Here is a 25,925-nt window from a genome sequence, read left to right as displayed (position 1 = left end):
ACAGGGCGAAGCGTGAGGTAGCCTTTACCTTCTTGTCCCTTTAAACTTAAAGGCGGCGCGCTCGAAAGAGCGGCGTCGCCTCTATATGTTGCTGGATGAAAGGTGATCCTTCAGCTGCAGCCTGACGGATGTAGCGAAGCTCCCATTTTATGCTTATGAATTAGTGCTTAAAATGTCTCACGCCAGTGAACACCATGGCAATACCGTATTCGTTGGCAGCCTTGATGGATTCCTCATCCTTAATGGAGCCGCCCGGCTGAATGATGGCGGTAATGCCGGCTTTCGCTGCAAGCTCTACGGTATCTCCCATCGGGAAGAACGCATCGGAAGCAAGAACGGCGCCCTTGGCTTTCTCTCCTGCCTGTTCCACCGCAATGCGCGCCGAGCCGACACGGTTCATCTGACCTGCGCCAACGCCAACGGTCATGTCGTCTGCTGCCAATACGATCGCATTGGACTTCACATGCTTTACAACCTTCCAGCCGAAGAGCAGCTGCTTTAGCTCCTCTTCCGTTGGTTTGCGATCTGTTGCAACTTGCAGGTCAGCGGCATCCAGGGAATGCACATCGCTTTCCTGCACAATCATGCCGCCTTCGATAGTTGTCACGGCAAGCGTGCTTTGGCGCTCCTTGGCCGAGCCGAACTCGCCCATCTTCAGAAGACGGATGTTCTTCTTCTTCGTCAGAATCTCCAGCGCCTCCGGCGTGAAGTCCGGTGCCAGGATAATTTCAAGGAAGATATCCTTCAGCAGATCCGCCGTCGGAGCATCAATCGTCCGGTTCGCTGCCACGATGCCGCCAAAGATGGATGTCGGGTCGGCGTTATAAGCCTTTTGATAAGCTTCCAGCACATTCGTCCCGATGCCAACGCCGCAAGGGTTCATATGCTTCACGGCCACCACGGTCGACTCGTCAAACTCCTTCACGATCTGCAGGGCTGCGTTCGCATCATTGATATTGTTGTAGGAGAGCTCTTTGCCATGCAGCTGCTCCGCTGTCGTCAAGGTACCCGCAGGTGCCAGCGGTTTACGGTAAAAGGCCGCTTTTTGATGCGGATTCTCGCCGTAACGAAGGTCCTGAATCTTCTCGTAAGTCACGCTAAAGCGCTCAGGAAGCGGATCACCCGTTACATTCGACAAATAGTCGGAAATCAACGTATCGTAGGCTGCCGTATGACGGAACACCTTGGCTGCAAGACGTTTACGGGTTTCCAAGGTCGTGTCGCCGCCGCCGCGGATTTCCTCAATCACGCTGCCATAATCCGCAGCATCGACAACCACGCTCACAAAAGCATGGTTTTTCGCAGCCGAACGCAGCATCGTTGGACCGCCAATGTCGATATTTTCGATTGCATCCTCATACTCGACATCCGGCTTCGCAATCGTTTCCTGGAATGGGTACAGGTTAACCACGACCATATCGATATAATCGAGGCCCAGCTCCTGCATCTGACGCTGATGCTCTTCGCTGTCACGAATGGCAAGCAGACCGCTGTGCACGGCTGGATGAAGGGTTTTGACGCGTCCGTCCAGAATCTCCGGGAATCCGGTCACATCGGAAATGCCGATGACAGGAACTCCTTCTTTGGCGAGGAGGTTCTTCGTTCCTCCTGTCGAAATGATCTCTACACCCAATGAAGACAACTCGCGGCAAAATTCCACGATGCCGGTTTTATCCGAAACGCTGACCAAAGCTCTTTTGATACCCACGTTCATACCCCCTATTTTGAATGAAAATCAACTAAGTAGACCTGTCTTGATTCCGTATATGCTGTCGAAGATCCATAATTGCAAATTATTTCCCGAGAAATATCGAACATGTCGATTAACAGAAAAACCTTGTCCGCTTTATTACAATAGCTTATTCGGTAATCGTCACATTCCGCCCGTTCAGCGAAATCCGCCCCTGGGCAAACCAGGAAACGACTTCGGAGTATAGCTTCTGCTCCACCGCGTGAATACGCTGTGCCAGCAATTCCGCCGTATCGCCTTCCTTGATCTCTACAGCTTTCTGAGCAATAACCGGTCCGGTATCCATGCCGCCATCAACGAAATGAACCGTGACACCGGTCATCTTCACGCCATAATCCAGCGCTTGGCCAATCGCGTCTTTACCAGGAAAAGCAGGCAGCAGCGAAGGATGAATGTTAATAATCCGGCCGCTATAGAACTCGACAAAGGACGGACTCAACAACCGCATATATCCTGCAAGGACAATTAATTCGACACCACGCTGCTGAAGCTCTACCGCAATTTCACGTTCGTAATCTTCCTTCGTAGCATATTCCTTCGGCTGAAACGCGAATACATCCACATTCGCCGCTTGAGCCAGCTCCACGACGGGAGCCTGCGGCTTATCGCATACCAGAATGCTGATTACGCCGCCCAAAGCCCCCCTGTGCTGCGCGTCTGCCAAAGCCTGAAAGTTGCTGCCTCTGCCGGAAGCGAAAACCGCAATCCGAAACGGTCTCATTACACCTCAGCTCCCGTGAAGGTTACGAGACGCTCGCCTTCGGTCACGCGGCCGATCACATAAGCCTCTTCGCCTGCGGAGCGGAGGTATTGAAGCACCCCGTCTGCATCCTGTTCCTTAACGACAAGCACCATCCCGATTCCCATATTAAATGTCGTAAACATATCCTTGTTCGAAATGTTGCCTTTTTCCTGCATCAGCTTAAAGATCGGCAGAATCGGCCAAGAGCCGTATTCGATGTCGACATTGACGCCATCCGGCAGCATGCGCGGAATGTTCTCGATGAATCCGCCGCCCGTAATATGCGCCATGCCCTTTACTTCGATCTCTTTCAACAGTCCAAGCAGCGGCTTGACATAAATTTTTGTTGGTGCGAGCAGCACGTCCCCAAGACGTCCGCCCAGTTCCGGAAGCTCTTGCTGCAGGGAGTAGCCGGCATCCTCCAGAAGCAGCTTGCGGACAAGCGAGAAGCCATTGCTGTGCACACCGCTGGATGCTAGACCAATCACCGTGTCGCCTGCCGCGATATTCGACCCGTTGATCATTTTGCTTTTGTCGACAATGCCTACGGTAAAGCCCGCGATGTCATACTCGCCTTCGCTGTACATGCCTGGCATTTCCGCCGTCTCTCCGCCGATCAAGGAACAGCCTGCTTGATTGCATCCGTCAGCGATCCCTTTGACAATGGACTCGATTTTGGCCGGAATGACCTTATCACACGCTAAATAATCGAGAAAAAAGAGCGGTTCTGCGCCTTGCACCACAATATCGTTCACGCACATCGCTACCGCATCAATGCCGATGGTATCATGTTGGTCCATCGCGAATGCGAGCTTCAGCTTTGTGCCGACGCCATCCGTGCCTGAGACGAGTACCGGCTCTTCATATTGGTCTTTATTCAGCTTGAATAGTGCGCCAAAACCCCCGAGGTCGGTCATGACTTCCGGTCTGAAAGTCGTTTTGACATGCTTTTTCATCCGCTCTACCGCTTCGTTGCCTGCAGCGATATCCACGCCTGCTTGTTTGTAAGTATCCGACACGCGCTCAACACTCCTTTTTCGTTATGACGAAAGTATCCGTTCACATATCATTTATGGGCTTAATCAATAATCAGCTTAAAGAGGTTGTTCAAAAAGCTCTCTTTTGATAAGAAAACCAATCGAGGCAATCAAGGATGAGCAACCGCGATTCAAAGGTAGGTTTTCTTGCGATATAGAATTTCATCAGCTCTGCTGATAACGAATAAATTCTATATCTAACACGAAGTGAATCAGGAAGCCACTCCGCATCGAATCTTAAATTCAACCGGGCCTCCAGGTGCTCACGTACCAAACGTACGATCCGCTCCTGACGTCCCTGCTTCATCCAACCTTCTCGGTGCTGAAAACCGACCTTTTTGAACATTCACTTAAAGGATAAAACCTAGAAAAAATGGCTGTCCACTGCAGAATCAGCAGCTGCAGCCCATCTTCTCTTCCCCGTTAAAATCAATCTGCGTCGGGTAATCATTGTCAAAGCAGGCCATGCACAAGCCGCCTTTAGGGCTGTGCTCATCATAACCGCCAATGGCGGATATGAGTCCTTCCGGGCTCAGGAACGATAAGGAATCCGCGTTGATCTCCCGGCAGATTTCCTCGATGCTTTTCTCGGAGGCGATCAGCTCCCTGCGGTCCGGCGTATCGATGCCGTAGAAGCAGGGATTCTTGAACGGCGGTGACGTAATCCGTACATGCACTTCGGTCGCGCCCGCTTCGCGAAGCAGATTGACGATCCGACGGGACGTGGTTCCCCGTACAATGGAGTCATCAATCATGACCACCCGTTTGCCTTCGACCACACGCCGTACCGCGCTCAGCTTCATCTTCACGCCCTGCTCGCGCAGCTCCTGGCTCGGCTGAATGAACGTCCGGCCCGTGTATTTATTCTTGATCAATCCCAGCTCATAAGGAATGCCCGTTTGCTCGGCATAACCGATAGCGGCCGAGATGCTGGAATCCGGTACGCCCGTAACCACATCCGCATCCACGAACGATTCCAGTGCCATCTTGCTGCCCATCCGTTTGCGGGCCGAATGCAGGTTGGAGCCGTTCAGATCGCTGTCTGGACGGGAGAAATAAATATATTCCATCGCACACAACGCTTTGCGTCCCGCTTCCGTATACCGCTCTTCCCGAAGCCCGTTCCGATCGAGAATCAGCAGCTCCCCGGGAGCGACATCGCGGATCGCTTCCGCCCCGATGACTTCAAGTGCACAGGTCTCGGAGGTTAAGATATACGCATCGCCCAGACGGCCTATCGTCAGCGGACGGAGTCCGTTCGGGTCCGAGGCGACGAGCAGCTTGTCATTGGTCATGAGCAGAAAGGCAAACCCGCCCACCAGACGCCGCAAGGCATCCTTGGCAGCCTCGACAAAGTCCTTCGGCGACCGTGCAATCAGATGCGCAATGACCTCCGTATCGCTGGTCGTCTGGAAAATGGAACCCTCCATCTCCAGCTCGCGCCGAAGCTTCGGCTCATTGACGATGTTGCCGTTCGTTGCGATTGCCAGATTGCCTTCGCGGTATTTAAAGACGAGCGGCTGCGCATTCGTCAGCCCGCTGTCCCCGCTGGTTGAATAACGAACATGCCCGATCGACATGCTGCCCTTCAGCGATTCCAGCTTGTCTTTATCAAACACTTCTTTTACCAGTCCCATACCGCGATGATAATTGAAGTTCTCGCCATCGGCCACGCAGATTCCTGCGCTTTCCTCGCCGCGGTGCTGGAGGGCGTGAAGCCCGTAATAGGAAAGGGAGGCGGCATCGGGATGCCCAAACACCCCGAATACGCCGCACTCTTCTTTTAATGTATCGAAAATATCGCTCTGACCTGTTCCCTCATTGTAGTAATCCCCTGTCCACAGTCCTTCGGGTATCAGTTCATGAGACATGGAATGGCATCCTCCCAGACGGATTTCAAAGCCTCCACGGATTCTTCCAGCGCAGAAGCACCGTTAATGTTAATGCTAAGCTTATTCCCGCCGACTACGCCAAGCGCGGTAAATGGAACACCCGCTTCTTGCAGGAGCTTCTCCAGCGCATTCTTATGATCTGGGGACACCGACAACACGATCCGGGATTGGCTCTCGCTAAAGAGCGCTACGTCGTGACGCAGATCGGTTGACCATTGTACGCTCGCCCCAACGTTGCCGCTGATACAGCTCTCCGCCAGCGCGGCTGCAAGTCCCCCCTCCGACACATCATGCGCGGATTGTACCAGACCGGATTGGATGGCCTTCAGTACGCCGCCGAGCAATTTCTTCTCAGTATCCAGGTTCAGTTCAGGCGGTCTGCCTTCCGACACCCCGTGAATGATCGCTTGGAACTCGCTGCCCCCAAGTTCCGCACGGGTATCACCCAGCACATAGATGGCATCGCCTTCCGCCTTGAAGCCTTGTGTTGTAATATGATCCGTATCATGGATCAGGCCGACCATGCCGACAACCGGCGTCGGATAAATCGCGCCTTTGGCATTCTCGTTGTAGAGGCTGACATTACCGCCGATGACCGGCGTTTCAAGCTCACGACAAGCTTCCGCCATGCCGTCCACGGCTTTTTCCATCTGCCAGAAAATTTCTGGTTTCTCCGGGCTTCCGAAGTTCAGGTTATCCGTAATCGCCAGCGGCTCGGCACCGGAGCACACGATATTGCGCGCTGCTTCGCTAACGGCGATTCTGCCGCCAAGCTCAGGGTCGAGGTAGACGTAACGTCCGTTACAGTCCGTTGTCATCGCCAGGGCTTTGCGCGTTCCATGCACCGTTACGACAGCAGCATCCGAACCCGGACGAACGGCCGTGCTGGTGCGAACCATATAATCGTATTGGTTGTATACCCATGCTTTGCTTGCAAGGCTTGGCGAACCGAGCACCTTCTTAAGGGCACCGCCCAAATCCTTCACTTCTTCATAACGAAGCGTATCCACCGCAGCCTGCTCTTTGTAATAAGCCGGTTCCTGGGATGGTTTGTTATAGATCGGGCATTCGTCGACGAGCGCTTTAACCGGCATATCGCCTACCACCTCACCGTGGTGGATTAGCTTCAGGCGGCCATCGTCCGTTACTTTGCCGACTTTAGCGCAGATAACGCCCCAGCGTTCGAAGATTTCGCGCGCTTGCGCTTCATGCTTCGGCTCAACCACGAACAGCATCCGTTCCTGGGATTCCGATAGCATCATTTCATAAGGCGTCATGCCCTCTTCGCGCTGAGGCACTTGGTCCAGGTACAACTCAAGACCGTTGCCTGCTTTACTTGCCATTTCCGCACTGGAGCAAGTCAACCCAGCCGCGCCCATATCCTGAATGCCCAGCACGATACCGGAATCAATCAGCTCGAGGCAGGATTCCATCACGAGTTTCTCCATGAAGGGATCGCCGACCTGAACGGCCGTACGGTTCGCTTCGGATTCCTCCGTCAGCTCTACGGAAGCGAAGGTCGCCCCGTGGATGCCATCGCGGCCAGTTGGAGGGCCGACATAGAAGACCGGATTGCCTACCCCTTTTGCAACGCCGCGCTGAATCTTATCATGGTCGATAACGCCGACGCACATCGCATTGACCAGCGGATTGCCTTCATAACTTTCGTCGAATACAACCTCGCCGCCTACCGTCGGGATACCGATGCAGTTGCCGTAACCGGCAATACCGGATACCACGTGTTCAAACAAATATTTAACGCGATCGCTCTCCAGCTTGCCGAACCGAAGCGAGTTGAGAATCGCTACCGGTCTTGCCCCCATGGAGAAAATATCGCGGATAATGCCGCCAACGCCCGTGGCTGCACCTTGATAAGGCTCTACAGCGGACGGATGGTTATGACTTTCGATTTTGAATACAACCGCCTGGTTGTCGCCGATATCGACGATCCCAGCGCCCTCGCCCGGTCCCATCAGGACGCGCGGGCCGCTTGTCGGGAAACGACGAAGCAGCGGCTTGGAATTTTTGTAGGCGCAATGCTCGGACCACATAACACTGAATACGCCGATTTCCGTGTAATTCGGCTTGCGTCCCATGAAGGAACAGATCAGCTCATACTCGCTGTCCGAAACTCCCATTTGCTTGTAAATCTGATGCTCTGCGATCTGTTCTGCTGTCGGTTCCTTAACGGACGTTTGCTGCGCCATGAGTATCCCTCCATGCCTGTAATATGGATGTAAACATTGCTTTACCGTCATCCGAGCCGAGCAAGCTGCTGACCGCGCGCTCCGGATGCGGCATCATGCCGATCACATTGCCGCGCTCGTTGCAGATGCCTGCGATATCCTCAATCGAGCCGTTCGGATTGTTTTGATACGTAAATACGATTTGCCGGTTGTCCCGGAGCTTTTGAAGTGTTTCTTCATCACAGTAATAGTTGCCCTCGCCATGCGCAATGGGAATGACAATCTCTTGCCCCTCCGCGTAATCGCGCGTAAACGGCGTTGTATTATTGTTCACTTTGAGCACCGTGTCATGGCAGCGGAATTTCATTGAATCATTACGGCGCAGTGCTCCCGGAAGGAGTCCGGCTTCCGTCAAAATCTGAAATCCGTTGCAGATACCAAGAATATACTTGCCCTCTTCTGCCGCCTTCGCCACTTCGCTCATAACCGGGGCGAATCGGGAAATCGCACCACACCGGAGATAATCTCCATAGGAGAATCCGCCGGGTACCAAAATGCAATCGTATGGGGAAAGATCCGTAGCCGTATGCCACACATAATCCACCGGCTGCGAGATTGCCTCCTCTACCGCCTTATAACAGTCAATATCACAATTGGAGCCAGGAAAGACCAGCACTGCAAATCTCATTGGTTTAGCCCTCCAATTCATAACGGTAGTTCTCAACCACCGTATTAGCCAGAAGCTTTTCACACATTTCTTTCACTCGCTGTTCGGCTTCCTCACGGTTGTCCGTACCCAGCTCAAGTTCCATATATTTACCGATCCGCAGACTCTCCACTTCCTTGTACCCAATCGAATGAAGTGCACCTTGCACCGCTACCCCTTGAGGGTCCAATACGCTCTGCTTAATCGTGACGTAGACCTTTGCTTTCAACATTGTATCCTGTTCCTCCTCGGTATATATGAATGAAATGGTTTATAAAAGCTTTACAGACTTGCGCCCGTGATTCGGCTGTAAATGTCGGTGTAGCGGCGCGTCGTCTCCTCCACCACGGCCTGCGGCAGGGGATCCGGCTCACTGTTCTTATCCCAATCGGACGAAGCGAGATACGTGCGTACAGGCTCCTTATCCATACTGTCAATCTCAATGTCGAGCGCATAATTCTTCTCATCCCAGAAACGGGAGGAATCCGGCGTGAAGATCTCATCGATCAGGACGATCTCTCCGTCGATCAATCCGAACTCAAACTTGCAATCGGCCAAAATAATGCCGTGCTTGCGGCAGTAATCGCGGGCAAACTTGTACAGCATCAGACTTTTGTCCTGCAGCTGCAATGCGAGCTCTTCGCCGACAAGCTCCTTCATGCGGGAAAGCGAAATGTCCTCGTCATGGCCGACATCGTTCTTGGCCGCAGGCGTGAAGATCGGCTCCGGAAAAGCCTCATTCTTACGCAGACCCTCCGGCAGCTTAATGCCGTTGACCTCTCCCGAGGATTGATACTGCCTCCAGCCTCCGCCGGTGATGTATCCGCGCACCACGCATTCGATATCGATACGCTCGGCCCTGCGGCACACCATGATTCGTCCATCCAGCAGATCCTTGTCCTTGACGGCATCCCCCAGGAGGTTCACGTCCGTATGCACGACATGGTTGCTGATGAGCTGTTCCGTTTGTTCAAACCAGAAGGCGCTCAGTTTGTTCAGCACGGTTCCTTTGGCCGGTACAGGAGGCTCCAGCACATAGTCAAAAGCGGAAATACGGTCGGTTACTACAATGAGTACATGCTCGCCCAGGTCGTACAATTCACGAACCTTGCCCTTATACAGCAGCGGTACGTTGACCAGATGAGTGGCGGTCGATAATGCCGATAATGTCATGTGTTCCTCCCCTTGGGGCGACGTATATCTCAGCCTGAGACCGTCGCTCCCTATAGTTCTGTCGGATGAAAAATAGAATGCTCTCATGTTAAAGATTTTCAACTTATTCATCACTACGAATGCGGATTATTTTTCCGATCTCTGTTGTCCCCAGATTTCTATTACATACGATTATATGGTTGAAATCCGGGGACAAAGGAGACCGCTGACGCTTCTACAAAACAATTCCGCCTTCTCCGTTGTAGAAACTTCCTATGCCAGCTAACTTACTCCAACCCCAGCTTGGCAAAAATGGTATCCACATGCTTCAGATGCCAGCTTGGATTGAAGGCATCTTCGATCTCCTCGGCGCTGAGCACCTCGGTGATCTCAGGCGTGGATTCCACGATCTCGCGGAATTGACGCTGCTCTTCCCATGCCTGCATAGCTCGCGGCTGAACGGTGTCGTACGCTTGCTCGCGGCTGAAGCCCTTGTCGATCAGCTTCGTCATGATCCGGCCGGAGAAAGGAACGCCGTATGTGCGAGCCATGTTGCGCTTCATGTTCTCCGGGAAGACTGTCAGGTTCTTCACGATGTTGCCGAAGCGGTTCAGCATGTAGTTCAGCAGCATCGTAGCGTCCGGCAGGATAATACGCTCTACCGAGGAGTGGGAAATATCCCGCTCATGCCAGAGCGACACGTTCTCGTAAGCGGAAACCATGTGGCCGCGAATGACACGCGCCAGACCCGAGATGTTCTCCGAACCGATCGGATTCCGTTTATGCGGCATCGCGGAGGAGCCTTTTTGTCCTTTGGCGAATGCCTCTTCGACCTCGCGAACCTCACTCTTCTGGAGCGCGCGTACTTCAGTAGCGAACTTCTCAAGCGAAGTACCGATCAGCGCAAGTGTTGCCATGTATTCCGCGTGACGGTCACGCTGCAGCGTCTGGGTCGAGATCGGCGCCGGCTTCGTACCGAGCTTGCGGCAGACGAATTCTTCAACCGAAGGATCGATGTTGGCATACGTTCCAACTGCGCCGGAAATTTTGCCATACTGCACGCCGTCAGCCGCATGGCGGAAACGCTCCAGGTTGCGGATCATCTCTTCATGCCACAGCGCCATTTTCAAACCGAAGGTTGTCGGCTCTGCGTGCACGCCATGCGTTCTGCCCATCATCGGGGTATGCTTGTAGGCCAGTGCCTTCTCTTTCAAAATACCGATAAAACGCAGGATGTCCTGCTCCAAAATATCGTTGGCTTGTTTGAGCAGATATCCCATCGCGGTATCAACGACATCCGTCGAAGTCAATCCGTAGTGGACCCATTTGCGCTCCTCGCCAAGACTTTCAGATACCGCGCGGGTAAAAGCGATGACATCATGGCGGGTTTCCTGCTCGATTTCATAAATCCGGTCCATATTAAAGGTCGCATTCTGGCGAAGCTTAACGGTATCTTCCTTCGGAATGACACCAAGATCGGCCCATGCCTCGCATGCGCACAATTCCACTTCCAGCCATGCTCTGAATTTGTTCTCCTCGGTCCAAATCGCCCGCATTTCCGGTCTGCTGTAACGTTCAATCATCGTTTAATCCTGCCTCCAAATATTAGTTTTCTCTACCCATTCAAGCGCTGCATCGACATCCCCGCACAAGAGATTGATATGTCCCATCTTGCGGTTAAACTTCGACTCGCTCTTGCCGTATAGATGAAGCTTAGGCACAACGCCGAGAGACTCTGCAAGCGCGTCGTGCTCTCCAAAACGCCGTACCGCTTCCTCCAGATGCTGCCCCAGGAGGTTCACCATGACGACCGGGCTCAGCAGCGTTGTGTCCCCGAGCGGCAAATCGCAGATCGCTCTCACATGCTGCTCGAATTGGGAGGTTGAGCATGCCTCCATCGTATAGTGACCCGAGTTATGCGGACGAGGTGCAAGCTCATTCACGTACAGCTCCCCATCCTCGGTCACAAACATCTCGACAGCCAGCAGGCCAACAGCTCCCATTCCTTCTGCCACGCGTTCCGCGAGCTGGCATGCTTTGCGCTTTACTTCACTCGTCACGCGAGCAGGCACGATCGACAAGTGCAAGATATTGTTGACATGCACGTTCTCTGCCGGAGGGAAGCTCTTCACGATGCCGCTGGGGGTGCGCGCCGCGATCACAGAGATCTCGCACGCAAACTTCACAAACTTCTCCAACACCAGCTCAGTCCCGCTGGCAGCCAGCTCCCTGTAGGCTGATTCCAGCTCATCTTCGCTGCGGAGAACCGCTTGCCCTTTACCATCATAACCTCCCATGGCGGTCTTAAGCACGCAGGGAAGTCCAAGTTCAGAGGCGGCGGATCGTAAATCTTCCAAGCTTGTTATTTCACGATACGGTGCAACCGGTACGCCGGCCGCTTCAATCGCGGCCTTCTCGCGCAGCCGGTGCTGCGTGGTGTACAACAGCTTGCTTCCTTGCGGAACATAAGACTGCTCCTCCAGAAGCTGAGCCACGCCCGCATCGACATTTTCGAATTCGTACGTAATGACGTCCGCTTTGACGGCAAGCTGCCGGGCAGCCTCCACATCGTCATACCGGGCCGTAACCTGCTCGGCCATTTGCCCCAGCGGGGAGTTCGGTGTCGGATCGAGGGTGACGAACGAATATCCCATCCGGATCCCGTCCAGCGCGATCATCCGTCCGAGCTGTCCCCCGCCAAGTACGCCAATGACGGAACCAGGCAGTAGCTTTTTGCCGGATACTCGCGTCTGCTGTGCTCCGTTCCCCATCATAGGTTATCGCTGCTTTCCAGCACTTCATCACGGATACGGTCTCGGCGCGCTTGCACTCTTTCGCGAATCCCTGCATCCGAAGTGCCTAAAATCTGGGCTGCGAGCAATCCGGCGTTCGTGGCTCCCGCTTTGCCTATCGCTACAGTCGCTACCGGAATGCCCCCTGGCATCTGCACGATCGACAGCAATGAATCCAACCCCTTCAGCGCTTTCGATTTCACCGGAACGCCAATAACCGGCAATACCGTCTTCGAAGCGACCATCCCGGGCAAGTGAGCGGCTCCGCCGGCTCCGGCGATTATGACGCGAAGCCCCCGGCCTTCCGCTTCCTCGGCATACCGGAACATCAAGTCCGGTGTCCGGTGAGCGGATACGACTTTTTTCTCATAAGGAATTTCAAGCTCGTCTAGCACCTGACATGCATGGGACATCGTATCCCAATCTGATTGGCTTCCCATAATGACTCCTACTTGTGCTGTCATGAGTTACCCCCGCTTTCTTCGAAATTCGACAATATCATGGTTAACTGCTGAAAAAAAAGTCCGATCCCGTAAACACAAAGTCTGTGCAGGTCTCGGACATACAAGGATTACGAACGCTGCTGCCTGCGTCAAGCAGAAGAATCTTGCGCATCCGCTCGCCTAAGAGGCAAACACGAAATCAAGCCCCTTCGTAGCCGCACCGTTTGTATTCCCTCGTAGTCCGAAAATTTACGGTTTCCGGGTAGAGACTTCCGGGCCATATCCCCGGCTTTATACGAGAAATATTAAATTTCATCAATCACGCTTCATAAGTTATTTTGAACCTCAACATCCTCAGTTTATCAATTTCCGACACCTCATGTCAACCTAAACACGAACAATCGGATTTATAGAAAATATAATGTTCGTATCTAGGGAGTAAGCATGCATCAGCAAAAACTCCCAGGAGGCTGTAAGCTTTAAAAGCCGGAGTCAACTGTCGGACATTAAGGGCCGTGAGCAGTACATGTTGAGCATTGGCAGCCGCTGCGCTGACGCATCGTGATTCCGATCGGCTGTTAAACACGGGAAACTGGATTGAACTAAATAGGGATGTTTCCCGTGTTTAAAGGCGAACGCTGGCGCTTCTCCATCCACGATTCGTCCGCTCCGCTGGAGTTTCTTCAATGAAAAATTTTTTGCTGCTGCATAGAGGGTAAGGGAAAAGTGTTATCGCAGAATTAAATAAGACCGTATTCTGCTCTTTACTGTAATTACTTACAAGGAAGATAAAGGCGAATGTCGAATTCTTAACAGCTGCACTAGTATTAAATACAACAAAACAACTAATCCGACATTTATACCAGTTGGGTTAGTCTGTTTAAATGCTACAAACAGAATCTATTCTTAGGAGGCGCCTATGGCTATTTATCTCGTTAGGCATGGTCAAGATGAAGAAGGGTACCGCGGAGGGTGGAGCCAGCGCGGGCTCATAAACGAAGGGATCGGGCAAGCGGAGAAGCTGGGGCAATACTTGAATGAACACAAGCATGTTTATAATATCCACCGGATCGTGTGTAGCGATCTGCAGAGGGCTTATCAGACTGCGGCCATCATTGCCGATAAGCTTGGCCTTCCCTTTCAAGCTTTTGAGGATTGGCGGGAGATGAATAATGGTCTGCTCGCCGGAATGCCCAACCCTATAGCAGAGGAGAGGTATCCAGGTTTGTATTTCTCCAGTTTACGGATGGACGAAAAATACCCTGGCGGTGAGAGCCCCCAGGAGAATTTTGTGCGGATTAAGGAAACCTTCACCAGACTATGCCAAGATCAGGTATCGGCGAATAATCATGAGAACGTACTGGTTGTCACTCACGGTGGAGTTATCAATATCATTTATCATCTGATGAAGGATATAAGATGGAGCAATAAGAATCCGTTCTTTCCCGTTGCGAACACTGGGCTGCACAAGATCGAATACCGCGATGGACGTTGGGAGCTTACCCTGGAGAATGCAACACCTCATCTATAACTGAAAAAAAACTGCGTTTCATCTCACGCCCGTTCTACTGCTCACCATGCTTCATGGCATCTACATATTGTTTGGCTTCCACCAAAGACAATCCTAATTCTTCTCGTACGATTTTAATCGCTTTAATCTCCTGCCCCTCCTCCAGCAACCTTTTGGCTTCCTCATGTACCGGCGGCTCGGGTATGCCTAATTGGTTTGCAATTTGTTTTAACGTGTTCTGCTGCAGTTTCATTCGCTTCTCCATTGCCGACATTCGACTGGACACCATAAGACAGACCAAAACAACCAAGACTATAAGTAGAATAATTTCCATATGAACCTCCGCTTTTAAAAAAACTATCACCCTAACGGACCGCTGTTAGATCGAAGACGCAGAATATCGTGTACGATAAGAATGAAGCGGTACCTGCGGATGCAAAACCGAAGAACGTTTGAATCCCAGAAAAACGTCATCGACGTACTTTCTCAGAAAAAAGGGACGCCTCAGCGTCCCCAACAACATTATTTCACTACCAGTACCGGGATCTTTGCATGCTGCACTACGTTATGGCTGACACTGCCGAGTACAAACTCGCGAATTCCGCCAAGACCGCGGCTGCCGATGACAATAAGATCACTGCCGTTCTGATTCGCGTACTCCAGAATAACTTCAGCCGGAGGACCCTGGATCATCTCCACTTGACCGGTAACGCCTGAGTTCTCAATCCGCTCGCGGATTTCCTCTGTCGTCTGCACGGCAAGATCGTAGACATCTTTATTAAGTGAAGCTGGAATCGGGGCAAGCCCTTCCCCAACGAAGAAACGCGGAAAATCGTAAGCATGAATGACATCCAGCGTAGCTCCCGGTGTTACCTTAGCAAGTTCAACCGCACGTCCGAGCGCTTTATTCGCTGCTTTGGAGCCGTCGTAAGCTAGAAGAATTTTAGTAAAAAGCATACAGGCCACCTCTTTCTATAGTTAAAAGACCTACTACTTATTATTAAACAACTTCATACCGATATGAAACGAGCTTGCTGACTTGCTGTAATATTCCTATGTAATTCAGATGAATCCGACTTATCCCCAGAAGTACGTGTATAGCGCAACATTCACGACTAACAACAGCGGCACGCCCAGTTTAAAAGATAAATGCCTCGTTTTATGACGTTTGCGGTACATGGCAATCCATACACCCAAGGCCCCTCCGATGGCAGCCAGCAGAAATAGTGTTCGCTCCGGAACCCGATCCCGTCCCATTCGGGCACGCCGCTTATCCTCGGACATGACCAGATAGGCTACCGCATTGATAAAAATAAACCAAACGATCAGTGCAGGTCTCACGTTGGTTCACGCACCCCCATTCCAACTGATCGATCTTGCCCAATCAGCCATTTGCTTTGCGTTCTACTGTTATTATAGAACTGCAGGCTAATGAAGACAATGTCAGTTAAACAATCTTAGCCCATAGGCAAGCCATCTATGAACGCCATTATTAGGACACGGCCGACGTCATAAATCGGAGCGGACCCGTGTCCGGCATAATGACAACCAGACCATACTCAACCACTACGAAAACTTATGATTCATTCTTGGATATTTCGTTAAGGCTCGGAACATAGTCTGCAGCCTTTTTCGGTTTGAGGGTCTTGCTCTCCTCAAGAATGCTTGATTTGTTCTGCTGGTTTTCGGTTTTTCTTGCTTTATGATTCGGCATGCAATTCACCCCCTGTCCGTAGAATGAGCCATTGCACCCGAGGTTATGCTAACAACGGTAAGAAAAACGCATTACAAGCCTTGGAAGATGCACATCGTGGGACTACAGCAGCACCCCTCGGCAGACTCACCATTGCAGATTATTCCTTCCCCTTCTGCTCAAGGGCCGCCTTTAATAGGTCGCCCAGGTTCGAACCAATCGACTCCGGCTTGCTGTATTGCTGCACGAGCTTCCGCTCCTCGCGTTTGTTCACATGCTTGGCGTCTTTCTTCAGCGTTTCCGTAATGCCGCAGCCCAGGCACTGCACGAACAGCCCCGCCTTGCCTTCTTTCATCTCCATCTTCTTGTGGCACTGCGGGCAGCGGCGGTTGGACAGACGCTTCTCGCCTGAACGCTTATATCCGCAGTCGTCACTCGGGCAGACTAACAGCTTGCCGCGCTTGGTCTTCTTCTCCAGCAGTCTTGTCCCGCAATCCGGACAGTGGCTGTTCGAGACATTATGCGGTTTATACTCCGCTTCGCTTCCCTTCACATCCGTGACCAGCTTCTTGGTCATGTCCCGTATTCCGCGCAAGAATGGTTCCGGCTTGCCTTGCCCCTTCGCAATCCGTTCGAGCTCGGCCTCCCAGCGCGCCGTGAGCTCCGGTGTTCTCAGCTCTGGAGCGACAAGCTCAATCAACTGCTTGCCTTTGCCTGTCGGATGGAGGGATTGCCCCTGCCGTTCAATCGTGTCCGAGCTAACCAGCTTCTCGATGATATCAGCCCGGGTCGCGGGGGTTCCAAGTCCGTGCTTCTCCATCTGGGAGAGCAGCGCCGCTTCGTTATAACGCTTTGGCGGCTGGGTACGTCCCGGTTTCAGCACACAGCGGACCACCTTCACCGACTCTCCTTCTCGCAGCTCCGGCAGGAGCTTGCCTGAAGACTGACCCTGAGCATCATCCTGCTCGTCGTCAGCGTCATCATCATAATCGCCGCCGTATACCTCACGCCAGCCGCTATCCTTGATCGTAGTCCCTTTCGCGTAAAGCTGCTCCCCCTCAATCTGAACTGTAACCGATACGTTATCGTAACGGGCAGGAGGATAGAACAAGCTGATGAACCGGCGTACGATAAGATCGTACAGCTTGCGTTCATCGACAGATAACTGATTCAGCAGCACGGTTTGTTCGGTTGGAATGATGGCATGGTGATCCGTAACCTTGCTGTCATCCACGACCCGTTTGCCTGGCGATAAGTTCTTACGCAGCAACGGACGAGCAATGGACGCATAAGGCCCGATGGCAATGCTCGACAGCCTTTCCTTCAACGTTCCGACCATATCGGATGTCAGGTAACGGCTGTCCGTACGCGGATAGGTGACCAGCTTATGCTGCTCATACAGGCGCTGCAGCACATTCGAGGTCTGCTTGGCCGAGAACCCGAATCGGCGGTTGGCATCCCGCTGCAGTTCGGTCAAATCGTATGCCAGCGGATGCGGTTCGGTTTTTTCGCTCTTTTTCACGCTGACGATTTTTCCGGTGCTGCCCTCCAGCTTCTGCTTCAGCTTGGCCGCCTTATCCTTCTCGAATAGACGACCGTCTCCGCCGGCCGGACGCCACGATACCTCAAAGCTCCCCAGATCCGCCTGCAGCGTCTCATATTCCTGGGAGCGGAAAATCACGATCTCCTTCTCCCGGTCCATGATCATTCCGAGCGTTGGCGTCTGAACCCGGCCTGCCGACAGCTGTGCATTAAATTTGGTCGTCAGCGCACGCGTCACATTCAGTCCAACCATCCAATCCGCTTCCGCCCGGCAGCGTGCGGACTCATACAGCCTGTCGAACTGCTGCCCCGGCTTGAGTGATGCAAAACCTTCCTTGATCGCCTTATCCGTCTGGGAAGAAATCCACAGCCGTTTGAACGGCTTGTTCCACTTCGCCATTTTGAGGATCCAGCGCGCAAGCAGCTCCCCTTCACGGGCAGCATCGGTGGCAATAATCATCTCGCCGACATCCGGGCGCTTCATCAGATGCTGGACCGTCTTGAACTGGTGACTTGTTTCCTTCAACACCTTAAGCCTTGTGTTATCCGGCAGGATCGGCAAATCCTCCAGAACCCAGGTCTGGTACTTCTTATCATAGTCCTCGGGTTCGGCAAGTCCTACCAAATGTCCAAGCGCCCAGGTCACAATATATTTTGGTCCTTCAAAATAATTCTTCTGCTTCTCACGGCTGCCCATTACTCTCGCAATTTCCTTCGCAACGGACGGCTTCTCAGCCAATACTAATACTTTCATAGCCCTCCCCTTCCTCTATTCCCCTATTATAACCTTCCCTCGATTGTTTCCACAAAGATAAGTCAGATCGTTTTCTTAGCCAGCCATGTGAACGTATGATTGACGCATACCGGACAGCCCTGCTTCTTCAAATCCTCGATCGTGGAAAAATCACCCTGCACGCCCACCTGCAGCTCCCCCTGACATTGGATGCATCTGTAGGTTCGAACGGTTCGCCTAACTTCGCCTGTGTAGAGCTCATCCTCGAAAGAATCTGTAACACGCGGCGCCGTAAATTCCGTCGTTGTTAACACGATCATCTGACCGCTATTACCGATCATCTGCGCTCCAATATATTGATTGAAATGAAGCAGGACCTGCTTTGCCGATAAACCCATACGGACGAATTCACGCTGCATGGACCATGTAAAATCGGGAGATTTGTGGGCGAAGGAGAGAAAAATGGGGCATCCCTTCTGGCGTTTCAGCGCGCTAATGCCTCTGGATAAGAACAGAGTCAGCCCTTGTAGCGTGTACGGCGGATCCGTGAAGAAGCAATCATATTGCCCGTTCAAGCCCTCAGGCAAAGGCTGCCTGAGATCGATATGCCTGCATGTAACCGATAAACCTTCTTTTGCAGCCGCGCCCTGGATAAATCGCAGGAATCGCTCATCGATATCCATAACCGTAATGGCGGCTCTTTGGTCCTTCGCGTGCGGGAACAGCCGTTTAAGCAGCAGACCGAGCGAGATGCTCACCAGGTCGTCATCGCCAACACACAGAATGTTCTTCCCGATCAGACAGTGCTCCCTCAGACAAAGAATCGCCCTCCGCAGACTCGTCTCTACCGTGCATTGGGATTGGTCAATCTGTACATCGACTTGCGGACGCATCTCCAGAATCTCCGTGAGCCTCGCTAGTACATCAGAAAGCTCCTCCTGCCAATCGACTTCGCCGGCCAGAAGCTTCTGATACAGATCTATATCGATGCCTCCGTACCCCAGCTCGTGTTCAATATAGGACTTCCCGGAATCGGTGCAGCGCACCCCCCGGTCTTGAATGAGAGCCCCTGCCTTGATGAGCTCCTTCTTGATCGCCGAAGCAACCGGAACCGGCAGATACGTATGACGTGCCAGCTCTTTGGTTGATATACCGGGCCGCATATAACTCGCTACCAGCAACTGTTCGATCACCTGGACGCCTTCCTGCAGACGAACCTTGGTTTTCACTTCTTCTATATAATGGATCATGTGAAATCACGCTCTTTTCCTGAATATGAGTTTGTTATTACCCCTGGAAAAGAACACACGTGACCCCCATACGTGCTGCAGTAATGAAAAAAAGGGACAGAAGTCCATGAACCATCGTCCATCTTCTGTCCCCCAAGCGGGAAGCCGTGCCCAGAGCACGGCTGTACAGTCAATATATAAGGGATGGCTGTTGTGTTCTTAACCAGGTGGACTCAGAACCATCGCGCATGACAAATAAAACTCACATAAAGTGGGTTTTTTCGCAATGCACAAGCCAAAGTCCTATAAAATTTGGTTAGTTAAGAACACACACCGACATCAAGACAGCTCCCTATTTTTTCAATATAAATTCCGCCGACTAAAATCTGTTGGCCATAAAAATAATATCCTTCTTCACTTCAAAACCATGTTTCCGATAAAAATCTTCCGCCGGAAGATCCTTTTCCGTTAGCAGCACCATGCAATGAATGTGAATTGAACTTAAGTATGCCTTCATTCCATTCATTAATGCCGAGCCTAATCCGCTGCCCTGCCTACCGGTATCGATATAATATTCCTGGATATGATATTCCTTACCGCTATACCAGCTCTTCGTATGACCAAAAGAGGCACCGAGGATCTTACCATCCTGTTCGATAACAAACCCCAGAAATACCGGATTGTCCATAAATTCCGTGAGGTATTGCTGCACATGCTGTACGGAGTCCCACTGGTCGTACCAGGGTTCGCCGCTAAAGACCTTGAGCATTAGCTCGGAGCATGCTCCAAGGTCGGTTTTGTCCATCAATCTGACGTTCGGATTCGTTCCCATTAAACCGCCACGCCCCATGATCTGTGAATGATATCGTAATCCCCGGCAAACCTAGCCGTCCAGATCGATTTGGCTGGCAGAAGTACAACACTACCAGGCTGTAGGATAGGAGCAAAGTCATCCCGACTCGACTCCTTACCTACTATCGGGTCATGGCTCACGCTCCTTTCCGTGGAGGGATCCAATCTTTCCGCCAAAATGGCGCGGGCTCGGTACAACCGGGATTTTACCGTTCCTTGCGGTATTCCTACGATCTTGGCGATACGGCTAACCGGCATATCCCGGTAATAGTGAAGCTGAATGACCTTGCGTAAATCATCATCCAGGTGAGTCACGGCTTCGTTGAGTTCGATCGCTTCATACGGCAGTGAATCGGCACCGCCATTGGCAAGTTCAACCGTGCGCAGCCGCTGCTGGGAACGCAGCAGTTGCAGGCATTCATGAATGAGAATACGGGACAGCCATGTTTTGAAATAAGCAGGCTCCTTTAAGGTAGGCATAGCTGCGAAGGATTTATAAATCGCTTCCTGTACAGCATCCGCACAATCCTCTTCCCGCTTCAGGTACAAACGGGCTAAGCCGTACAAATTACGCTCGTAAGCGTGGATCAGTCTGCTAAAGGCTTCCCGATCCCCATGCTTGGCAAGCTGAACATCGTGCTCTATATTTGATTTCTTATTCACATTGGGAGACCTCCTCTGCAACACTTTCTTGGCCTTACATATGTTAGATGCATCAGAACGTGTTCAGGTTCACGTCAGCTCATCATTTTTTTAAAAAGCCGGATTGCCATCACCTTCATTTTCGCACCAATCCGTTCCTCATTTCCATATTGAATATTCGTCATGACGCATTATCAATCAAAGTGCGACAATTCTTCCATGAAGGCTTCGTGAGCGAACTTCCAGCCTAGTACATTTACGAGGCCGGTTATAACTCTTAATGCGAACGAAGACCATTAGCGCGTTAGTTGAATAAAAATGGTTCCAAAATCACCTTCCCTATGTGACCACTTTGTTGGGTTTCTATAATTGCTTTCTCATATTCCCGTAGACTAAAACGCGTTCTTGGTGCTTGAATAGTCAATTCCCCATCTATCACCAATTTGAATACATCACCAAAAGTTTCATGCCACCGAACATCGGAGATACCTTCAATCCATCTTTTAAGCCAATATGGCTTCACTCTGATATTAGAATGTTTTTGGTGTATCTGAGCCCAATTCATTTGGGTTCCTGACATAAGACCAATACTTAAGACTGTGCCACCTGGACGGATACACTCAATCAGGTCGTTTCCATCTTGCCCGCCAATGCTATCAATACCGGCCGTTGCCCCCATCCCACAGGTCAATTCCAAAACTCGATGGACAAGCAATTCTTTAGACGTGTCAATTACCGCCCAAGCACCAAGCGAATGCAGTTCCTGGGTATGTCTATCATTTCTTACCACCGCAATCAATCTGTATCCAAACACCTTTGAAAACTGTGCAAAAATACGTCCTATTGCAGAACCGCAAGCATTTACAATTAACACATCATCAGACTTTAACCGCAATTCTTCTGTACAAATAAGCCACGCTGTCATAGGGTTAATGTACATTTGGCTTGCTGTATCGTTATTGATTTCAACGGGAACTCGAATTGCAAAATTGGCTTTTGTTTTCACGTACTGTTGCCAAGTTCCCTCACCACGTAGAGGCAGTACTCGTTTACCTAAAAGGGATGTTGTTACGGATGAACCAACAGCTTCAACAACACCAACCCCTTCATATCCTGGTACTGCTGGCAGCTGAATTCGATGTTTATAGGCACCTCGAATCGGAATTAGGTCAGAAGGATTGATTGGACTAAGAATCATTCGAACCACTATTTCGTCGTGCTGAAGTTGTATATCGTCTACTCGTTGTTCTAATTCCAACACCTCAAGAGGATTTCCAAACTTCTTATACTGTAAAGAAATAAACTCCTTAATGCGTCTCACTCCTTACTGAATTATCCTTGCAGCCCGTTAGATTAATGGAATAGCTGTCGAATTGTAATTAGCATAAAAATGACGATGGACACCCTCTTTTTGTTTTATCAGCTTGTTCACCTAAGCTGTAAAAGAAAACCATGTATAAAATTAGTTTTATAGGGAATTTTAATTCAATTCGTATACAAAGGAGTTGAAGTAAAGTATGATCCACCCCAAAGACGACTACGAGGTATTAGGTAATAAAATCGAAGTTGATTCAGATGTGAACGAGGATCGTGATCGAGAGGAGCAGTTGGATGACTCTTTTGAGGCCTGGTATGGGAATATCAATGACCAAGTGAAGCTAAAGCTAGATCTCACGAAAGTTCCGCAGGACAGTGTATTTGATTCAGGCGTCGGCATGGATGAGGATCCAGCCCAGGATTAAGAGCTCAACAACCATAAACAAGAGGCTACCGCTGAATGAAGTTCCCCCGTCAAGTAGACATCTAAAAAAATCCTCTAAGCCACAGCCTACGTTCGATATTCTACTGGGCTGAGGTGAAAAAGGACAGGGATTCTCGACAATATGAAGCCCTTGCAGACCCTGTATTCTGTATTTTTCCTATATTGGAATGGTCAAGTATCATGTTTTATTAGTTCTGAATAAGCTACAATCATCGATCAGATTGGAGGCTTATTAATGATAATTAACCCATATTTATGCTCATATCGTCAATCCCCTCAACCATCTTATTATCCGTATCCTGCACCATATTATGGCGTTTATCCTTCTAATAGCAATCATTTCGAACATGGCATTGGTGTTCATGCTGGTGGACAGCTTGGGGGTGATTATGGAGCAGGTATGTTTGTCGGTGGTCATCTCGGGAGTGGCCATGGAATAGGAGCTCATGCTGGGAGCCATCTCGGCGGTGACTATGGAGTAGGAGTTCATGCTGGCGGCCAACTCGGTGGTGGTCATGGGATGGGAGTTCATGCAGGTGGATATCTTGGTGGAAAATATGGTGTCGGTGGTTATACCGGTGCACATCTTGGTGGGGGACATGGTTTTGGCTTCGATGCCGGGGGCCATTTAGGCGGTTATAGTGGTCAATTCGGTTTCCAGTTTGGCGGACACAAGGATGAGTTCCGGTAATAGAAAACGGTTTTTAAAAGGAAAAATCGGAAATAGATTTGATTTCGCAATACCCTAATATAGAAAAAGCATCGTTCAAGCTTTTACAGAGGCTTAAGCGATGCTTTTATCTTTTTATTTGTTTGTGTCGCAGCACTGTATTCACATAGTTAGAGACTCGATTAATTTCACCATTGATGCGTGGTCCATGTCTCCAAAATACGCAGCCATCAGCCGATTCACCGTCAGCGCTGGGCGCGCGAAAAAGAAATTTCGGTCATCGGTGCCTATTCTTTCTTCTTCGGATTCAGGGATGTTTCAAGCAAATAGTCAACGACCCAAGGTCCAATATTCGCACCGGAGGCGGCTGAATGAACGAGATGGGCAAGCTGATCCGTAGCATTCCCGATCGCCCATACTCCTGGTCGGCTCGTTCTTCCGTACGTATCGGTAACTGCGAAACCGGCTTCGTCTACTTCACAGAGAGAGGCAGCCAGTTCAGACGCAGCTTTGAAAGGGGCCGCCACAAAAACTGCTTCACATGGCACTTCCGTGCCGCTCGCTGTGGCGATGGAGACGAGTTGGTCCCCTTCCGTTACCAGACCGGTCACCTCGTCTTGAACGGTTTTAACTCCGAATCCATCAAGCCTTGTCAGCGTTTCGGAGTCGAACTCGTGTGGGCTTACGACCGTTACGTCTGAAGACCACGCGGTCAGGAACTTTCCAAGCTGGGCAAGGCGCTCCGGTAGTCCAAAGGCTACGAAAGGTTTGTCCCGAACTTCATATCCGCTGAAGCATGGGCACAGATGAACGTACTTGCCCAACCCCTCTTTTAAGCCAGGCACCATGGGGAGCACATCGACTAGCCCTGTGGCCAGCACTACGGCCCGAGCCGTGATCTTCATCTTGCTGCCCCAGACATCAAAGAACCCATCGGGCCTTGCTTCGATCTTCAATACGGTCTCACTGCGAATTTCTCCGCCGTAGCTTACCACCTCGGAACGCCCACGTTCCAGGAATTCGGCCGGTGTACTTCCTTCATACCCAAGGTATTCATGAATCTTAGAGATCATTGAATTACGAACGGGTCCTCCGTCATAAATGACTGTTCGGCGACGAGCTCGAGTGAGAAACAGTGCTGCACTTAGCCCTGCAGCTCCTGCCCCTACCACCGCCACATCGAAGATATCATCATGGTCTTCTGAAGTATTGCGATTCATCATGTTCTTTCCTCCTTATAACGATCTATTAGTGAAATGAGTACGATTATATAATGGATATTATAGGTCTATAATAACTGTAAATAATGAAAGCTGTCAAGAATGTTTTTCTTTAAGGGGTAGCGTCAGGCAAACGACGGATAACTTTAGAGTGTATGGGAGCGGAGCTAACATCGTTCATGAAAATAACACTTACCGCAATAATAGAAATACGGGATACACATGGCAAACGTTTAATCCTGATGTGAATGTTACCACAACAATTTCAGAGAGAATAAAGGCAGATATTATGAATGGGAGATTACTAACTGAGCAAAACTCAGTAAACATCTCAGAATTCATTAAAGATGGAGTGGAAGACATGTATCCGTGGCTGAATAAAATAGTTCATATAATATGGACTCATTTAATGTGTATCAAGTTAATATAGACACTTCATATTACAATCTGCCTCATATTAAAAAACACCGCAAGGTCATCGCCCTCACGGTGTCTCGTTTAGCTTATAAATCGTTCATATCATGAAACGGATAATTAGATCCGTTCTCATTCAATTCATTCCTTATCCACATATCGGCCTTGCTCGGGAACGGCCAAACGATCAAAGTCCCGGGCCAGCCGTGCAAGTGAAGCCGTAAGCTCCTCACCCCGCATCGAAACCCCGTGTCCCGTGATCAGAACCTCGGGATTCAGGCTTGCCAGGCGGCGAACCGATTCCCGCGCGAGATCCCAATCCGGCGTAAAATACATCGGCGGACCATGCAGCTCCTTCTCCTGCCCGATGACGGCTAGCGCCGACTCTTGCTTCACCGTAATCACCGCGTCTCCCGCTACGAGGACTCGGTCCCGTTCGCGGAACAGAGAGATGTGGCCGGGGCTATGGCCCGGTGTCGGCAGCCATTTGAATTCAGGAAGACCCGGCACGCTGCCGTCCTCCGGCAGAGGTTGTATCCTGGAGCCCAGATCGATGGCTTTGTTCGGATACATCGGAGCAACGCGGGCCATCAATCCTCCGCCTACGCTTGAATCTCCTGGTGGATAGTCTTCTTTTCCCGTAAGAAACGCCAGTTCGCTCGGATGAGCGTAGACAGGTACGCTCCAGCGGTCCGCCAATGCCTTCACATTCCCGACATGGTCAAAATGGCCGTGCGTAAGCACGATGCAAACCGGCGGCTTTCCGAATCTTTTCTCCGCTTCTTCTACAATGGAGCCTTCAAAATTTCCGAGTCCCGTATCAATCAGTACCCAATCTCCCGTTCCAGGCGTACCGATCATCTGGACGTTCACCATTACAGTACGCAAAGATAGAATATCCGGTGTAATCTCTTCAGTCTCTACGGCACCCGTCTTTAACATGCTGTGATCATTCATT

25 protein-coding genes and 1 riboswitch are annotated in these 25,925 nt (G+C 51.0%); of the genes, 3 read left to right on the top strand and 22 right to left on the bottom strand.

Going from position 1 to position 25,925, the window contains the following annotated elements; translation table 11 throughout:
* Positions 1-160 precede the first annotated feature (160 nt).
* The 11 genes from purH to purE all read right to left on the bottom strand — a co-directional run bounded on the left by purH (position 161) and on the right by purE (position 12,721).
* Positions 161-1,708, bottom strand: coding sequence for a bifunctional phosphoribosylaminoimidazolecarboxamide formyltransferase/IMP cyclohydrolase (gene purH / locus ACOZB4_RS17560; RefSeq protein ID WP_379406741.1), 1,548 nt, complete (start codon positions 1,706-1,708; stop codon positions 161-163).
* Between the two features lie 151 nt (positions 1,709-1,859).
* Entirely contained in the window at positions 1,860-2,471 is a 612-nt protein-coding gene (purN, locus tag ACOZB4_RS17555; RefSeq protein WP_339270486.1) for a phosphoribosylglycinamide formyltransferase, read from the bottom strand.
* The gene (gene purM / locus ACOZB4_RS17550; RefSeq protein ID WP_076325606.1) at positions 2,471-3,511 is read right to left on the bottom strand and encodes a phosphoribosylformylglycinamidine cyclo-ligase; all 1,041 of its coding nucleotides are present in this window, start codon (positions 3,509-3,511) and stop codon (positions 2,471-2,473) included. The genes purN and purM overlap by 1 nt, the downstream gene beginning before the upstream one ends.
* A 410-nt stretch (positions 3,512-3,921) precedes the next feature.
* Positions 3,922-5,400, bottom strand: coding sequence for an amidophosphoribosyltransferase (purF, locus tag ACOZB4_RS17545; RefSeq protein WP_379406740.1), 1,479 nt, complete (start codon positions 5,398-5,400; stop codon positions 3,922-3,924).
* A complete protein-coding gene (gene purL / locus ACOZB4_RS17540; protein WP_379406739.1) occupies positions 5,385-7,628 on the bottom strand; it encodes a phosphoribosylformylglycinamidine synthase subunit PurL in 2,244 nt (747 codons plus the stop codon). The genes purF and purL overlap by 16 nt, the downstream gene beginning before the upstream one ends.
* Positions 7,606-8,295 (bottom strand): phosphoribosylformylglycinamidine synthase subunit PurQ, encoded by a 690-nt coding sequence (gene purQ / locus ACOZB4_RS17535; protein ID WP_076325609.1) that lies wholly within the window; start codon positions 8,293-8,295, stop codon positions 7,606-7,608. Before purQ ends, purL begins: the two co-directional genes overlap by 23 nt.
* A 4-nt stretch (positions 8,296-8,299) precedes the next feature.
* On the bottom strand, positions 8,300-8,545 hold the full coding sequence (gene purS, locus ACOZB4_RS17530; RefSeq protein WP_006208285.1) for a phosphoribosylformylglycinamidine synthase subunit PurS: 246 nt from the start codon (positions 8,543-8,545) through the stop codon (positions 8,300-8,302).
* Between the two features lie 50 nt (positions 8,546-8,595).
* Positions 8,596-9,486 (bottom strand): phosphoribosylaminoimidazolesuccinocarboxamide synthase, encoded by an 891-nt coding sequence (locus ACOZB4_RS17525; protein WP_379406738.1) that lies wholly within the window; start codon positions 9,484-9,486, stop codon positions 8,596-8,598.
* Positions 9,487-9,752: 266 nt separating this feature from the next.
* Positions 9,753-11,048: an adenylosuccinate lyase gene (gene purB, locus ACOZB4_RS17520; RefSeq protein WP_098742011.1), complete on the bottom strand. Its 1,296-nt coding sequence runs from the start codon at positions 11,046-11,048 to the stop codon at positions 9,753-9,755.
* A 3-nt stretch (positions 11,049-11,051) separates the two neighbouring features.
* Positions 11,052-12,239 (bottom strand): 5-(carboxyamino)imidazole ribonucleotide synthase, encoded by a 1,188-nt coding sequence (purK, locus tag ACOZB4_RS17515; RefSeq protein WP_379406737.1) that lies wholly within the window; start codon positions 12,237-12,239, stop codon positions 11,052-11,054.
* The gene (gene purE / locus ACOZB4_RS17510) at positions 12,236-12,721 is read right to left on the bottom strand and encodes a 5-(carboxyamino)imidazole ribonucleotide mutase (RefSeq protein WP_009592351.1); all 486 of its coding nucleotides are present in this window, start codon (positions 12,719-12,721) and stop codon (positions 12,236-12,238) included. Before purE ends, purK begins: the two co-directional genes overlap by 4 nt.
* 196 nt (positions 12,722-12,917) lie before the next feature.
* Positions 12,918-13,019: riboswitch (purine riboswitch) on the bottom strand.
* A gap of 600 nt (positions 13,020-13,619) precedes the next feature.
* Here purE and ACOZB4_RS17505 point away from each other — a divergent pair.
* Positions 13,620-14,231, top strand: coding sequence for a histidine phosphatase family protein (locus ACOZB4_RS17505; protein WP_379406735.1), 612 nt, complete (start codon positions 13,620-13,622; stop codon positions 14,229-14,231).
* 34 nt (positions 14,232-14,265) lie between these two features.
* Here ACOZB4_RS17505 and ACOZB4_RS17500 read toward each other — a convergent pair whose 3' ends face one another.
* The 9 genes from ACOZB4_RS17500 to ACOZB4_RS17460 all read right to left on the bottom strand — a co-directional run bounded on the left by ACOZB4_RS17500 (position 14,266) and on the right by ACOZB4_RS17460 (position 22,222).
* Positions 14,266-14,544 (bottom strand): hypothetical protein, encoded by a 279-nt coding sequence (locus tag ACOZB4_RS17500; RefSeq protein ID WP_379406734.1) that lies wholly within the window; start codon positions 14,542-14,544, stop codon positions 14,266-14,268.
* 188 nt (positions 14,545-14,732) lie between these two features.
* Positions 14,733-15,167 (bottom strand): universal stress protein, encoded by a 435-nt coding sequence (locus tag ACOZB4_RS17495; protein WP_076325615.1) that lies wholly within the window; start codon positions 15,165-15,167, stop codon positions 14,733-14,735.
* Between the two features lie 120 nt (positions 15,168-15,287).
* A complete protein-coding gene (locus tag ACOZB4_RS17490) occupies positions 15,288-15,551 on the bottom strand; it encodes a DUF1294 domain-containing protein (protein WP_076325616.1) in 264 nt (87 codons plus the stop codon).
* Positions 15,552-15,786: 235 nt separating this feature from the next.
* Positions 15,787-15,924 carry a hypothetical protein gene (locus tag ACOZB4_RS17485; protein ID WP_012819087.1) on the bottom strand — a complete coding sequence of 46 codons (138 nt, stop codon included), beginning with the start codon at positions 15,922-15,924 and terminating at the stop codon, positions 15,787-15,789.
* Positions 15,925-16,063: 139 nt separating this feature from the next.
* Positions 16,064-18,199: a DNA topoisomerase III gene (locus ACOZB4_RS17480; RefSeq protein WP_379406733.1), complete on the bottom strand. Its 2,136-nt coding sequence runs from the start codon at positions 18,197-18,199 to the stop codon at positions 16,064-16,066.
* Between the two features lie 62 nt (positions 18,200-18,261).
* The gene (locus ACOZB4_RS17475; protein WP_379406732.1) at positions 18,262-19,428 is read right to left on the bottom strand and encodes a bis-aminopropyl spermidine synthase family protein; all 1,167 of its coding nucleotides are present in this window, start codon (positions 19,426-19,428) and stop codon (positions 18,262-18,264) included.
* Positions 19,429-19,786: 358 nt separating this feature from the next.
* On the bottom strand, positions 19,787-20,212 hold the full coding sequence (locus ACOZB4_RS17470) for a GNAT family N-acetyltransferase (protein ID WP_379406731.1): 426 nt from the start codon (positions 20,210-20,212) through the stop codon (positions 19,787-19,789).
* 26 nt (positions 20,213-20,238) lie between these two features.
* Complete coding sequence (locus ACOZB4_RS17465) at positions 20,239-20,922, bottom strand: sigma-70 family RNA polymerase sigma factor (protein WP_379406730.1); 684 nt, start codon at positions 20,920-20,922, stop codon at positions 20,239-20,241.
* A 283-nt stretch (positions 20,923-21,205) separates the two neighbouring features.
* Positions 21,206-22,222, bottom strand: coding sequence for a zinc-dependent alcohol dehydrogenase family protein (locus ACOZB4_RS17460; RefSeq protein WP_379406729.1), 1,017 nt, complete (start codon positions 22,220-22,222; stop codon positions 21,206-21,208).
* Positions 22,223-22,418: 196 nt separating this feature from the next.
* Here ACOZB4_RS17460 and ACOZB4_RS17455 point away from each other — a divergent pair, with 196 nt between their 5' ends.
* Positions 22,419-22,643, top strand: coding sequence for a hypothetical protein (locus ACOZB4_RS17455; protein ID WP_379406728.1), 225 nt, complete (start codon positions 22,419-22,421; stop codon positions 22,641-22,643).
* 255 nt (positions 22,644-22,898) lie between these two features.
* The gene (locus ACOZB4_RS17450; RefSeq protein ID WP_144023514.1) at positions 22,899-23,354 is read left to right on the top strand and encodes a hypothetical protein; all 456 of its coding nucleotides are present in this window, start codon (positions 22,899-22,901) and stop codon (positions 23,352-23,354) included.
* Positions 23,355-23,620: 266 nt separating this feature from the next.
* Here ACOZB4_RS17450 and ACOZB4_RS17445 read toward each other — a convergent pair whose 3' ends face one another.
* On the bottom strand, positions 23,621-24,556 hold the full coding sequence (locus ACOZB4_RS17445; RefSeq protein WP_379406727.1) for an NAD(P)/FAD-dependent oxidoreductase: 936 nt from the start codon (positions 24,554-24,556) through the stop codon (positions 23,621-23,623).
* A gap of 552 nt (positions 24,557-25,108) precedes the next feature.
* Positions 25,109-25,924, bottom strand: coding sequence for an MBL fold metallo-hydrolase (locus tag ACOZB4_RS17440; RefSeq protein ID WP_379406726.1), 816 nt, complete (start codon positions 25,922-25,924; stop codon positions 25,109-25,111).
* Between the last annotated feature and the right edge of the window lies 1 nt (position 25,925).

The sequence above is a fragment of the Paenibacillus sp. NPDC058898 genome (assembly GCF_049316025.1).
Lineage (GTDB): Bacteria > Bacillota > Bacilli > Paenibacillales > Paenibacillaceae > Paenibacillus_AQ.
This window is presented reverse-complemented; position numbering and strand designations above follow the sequence as displayed.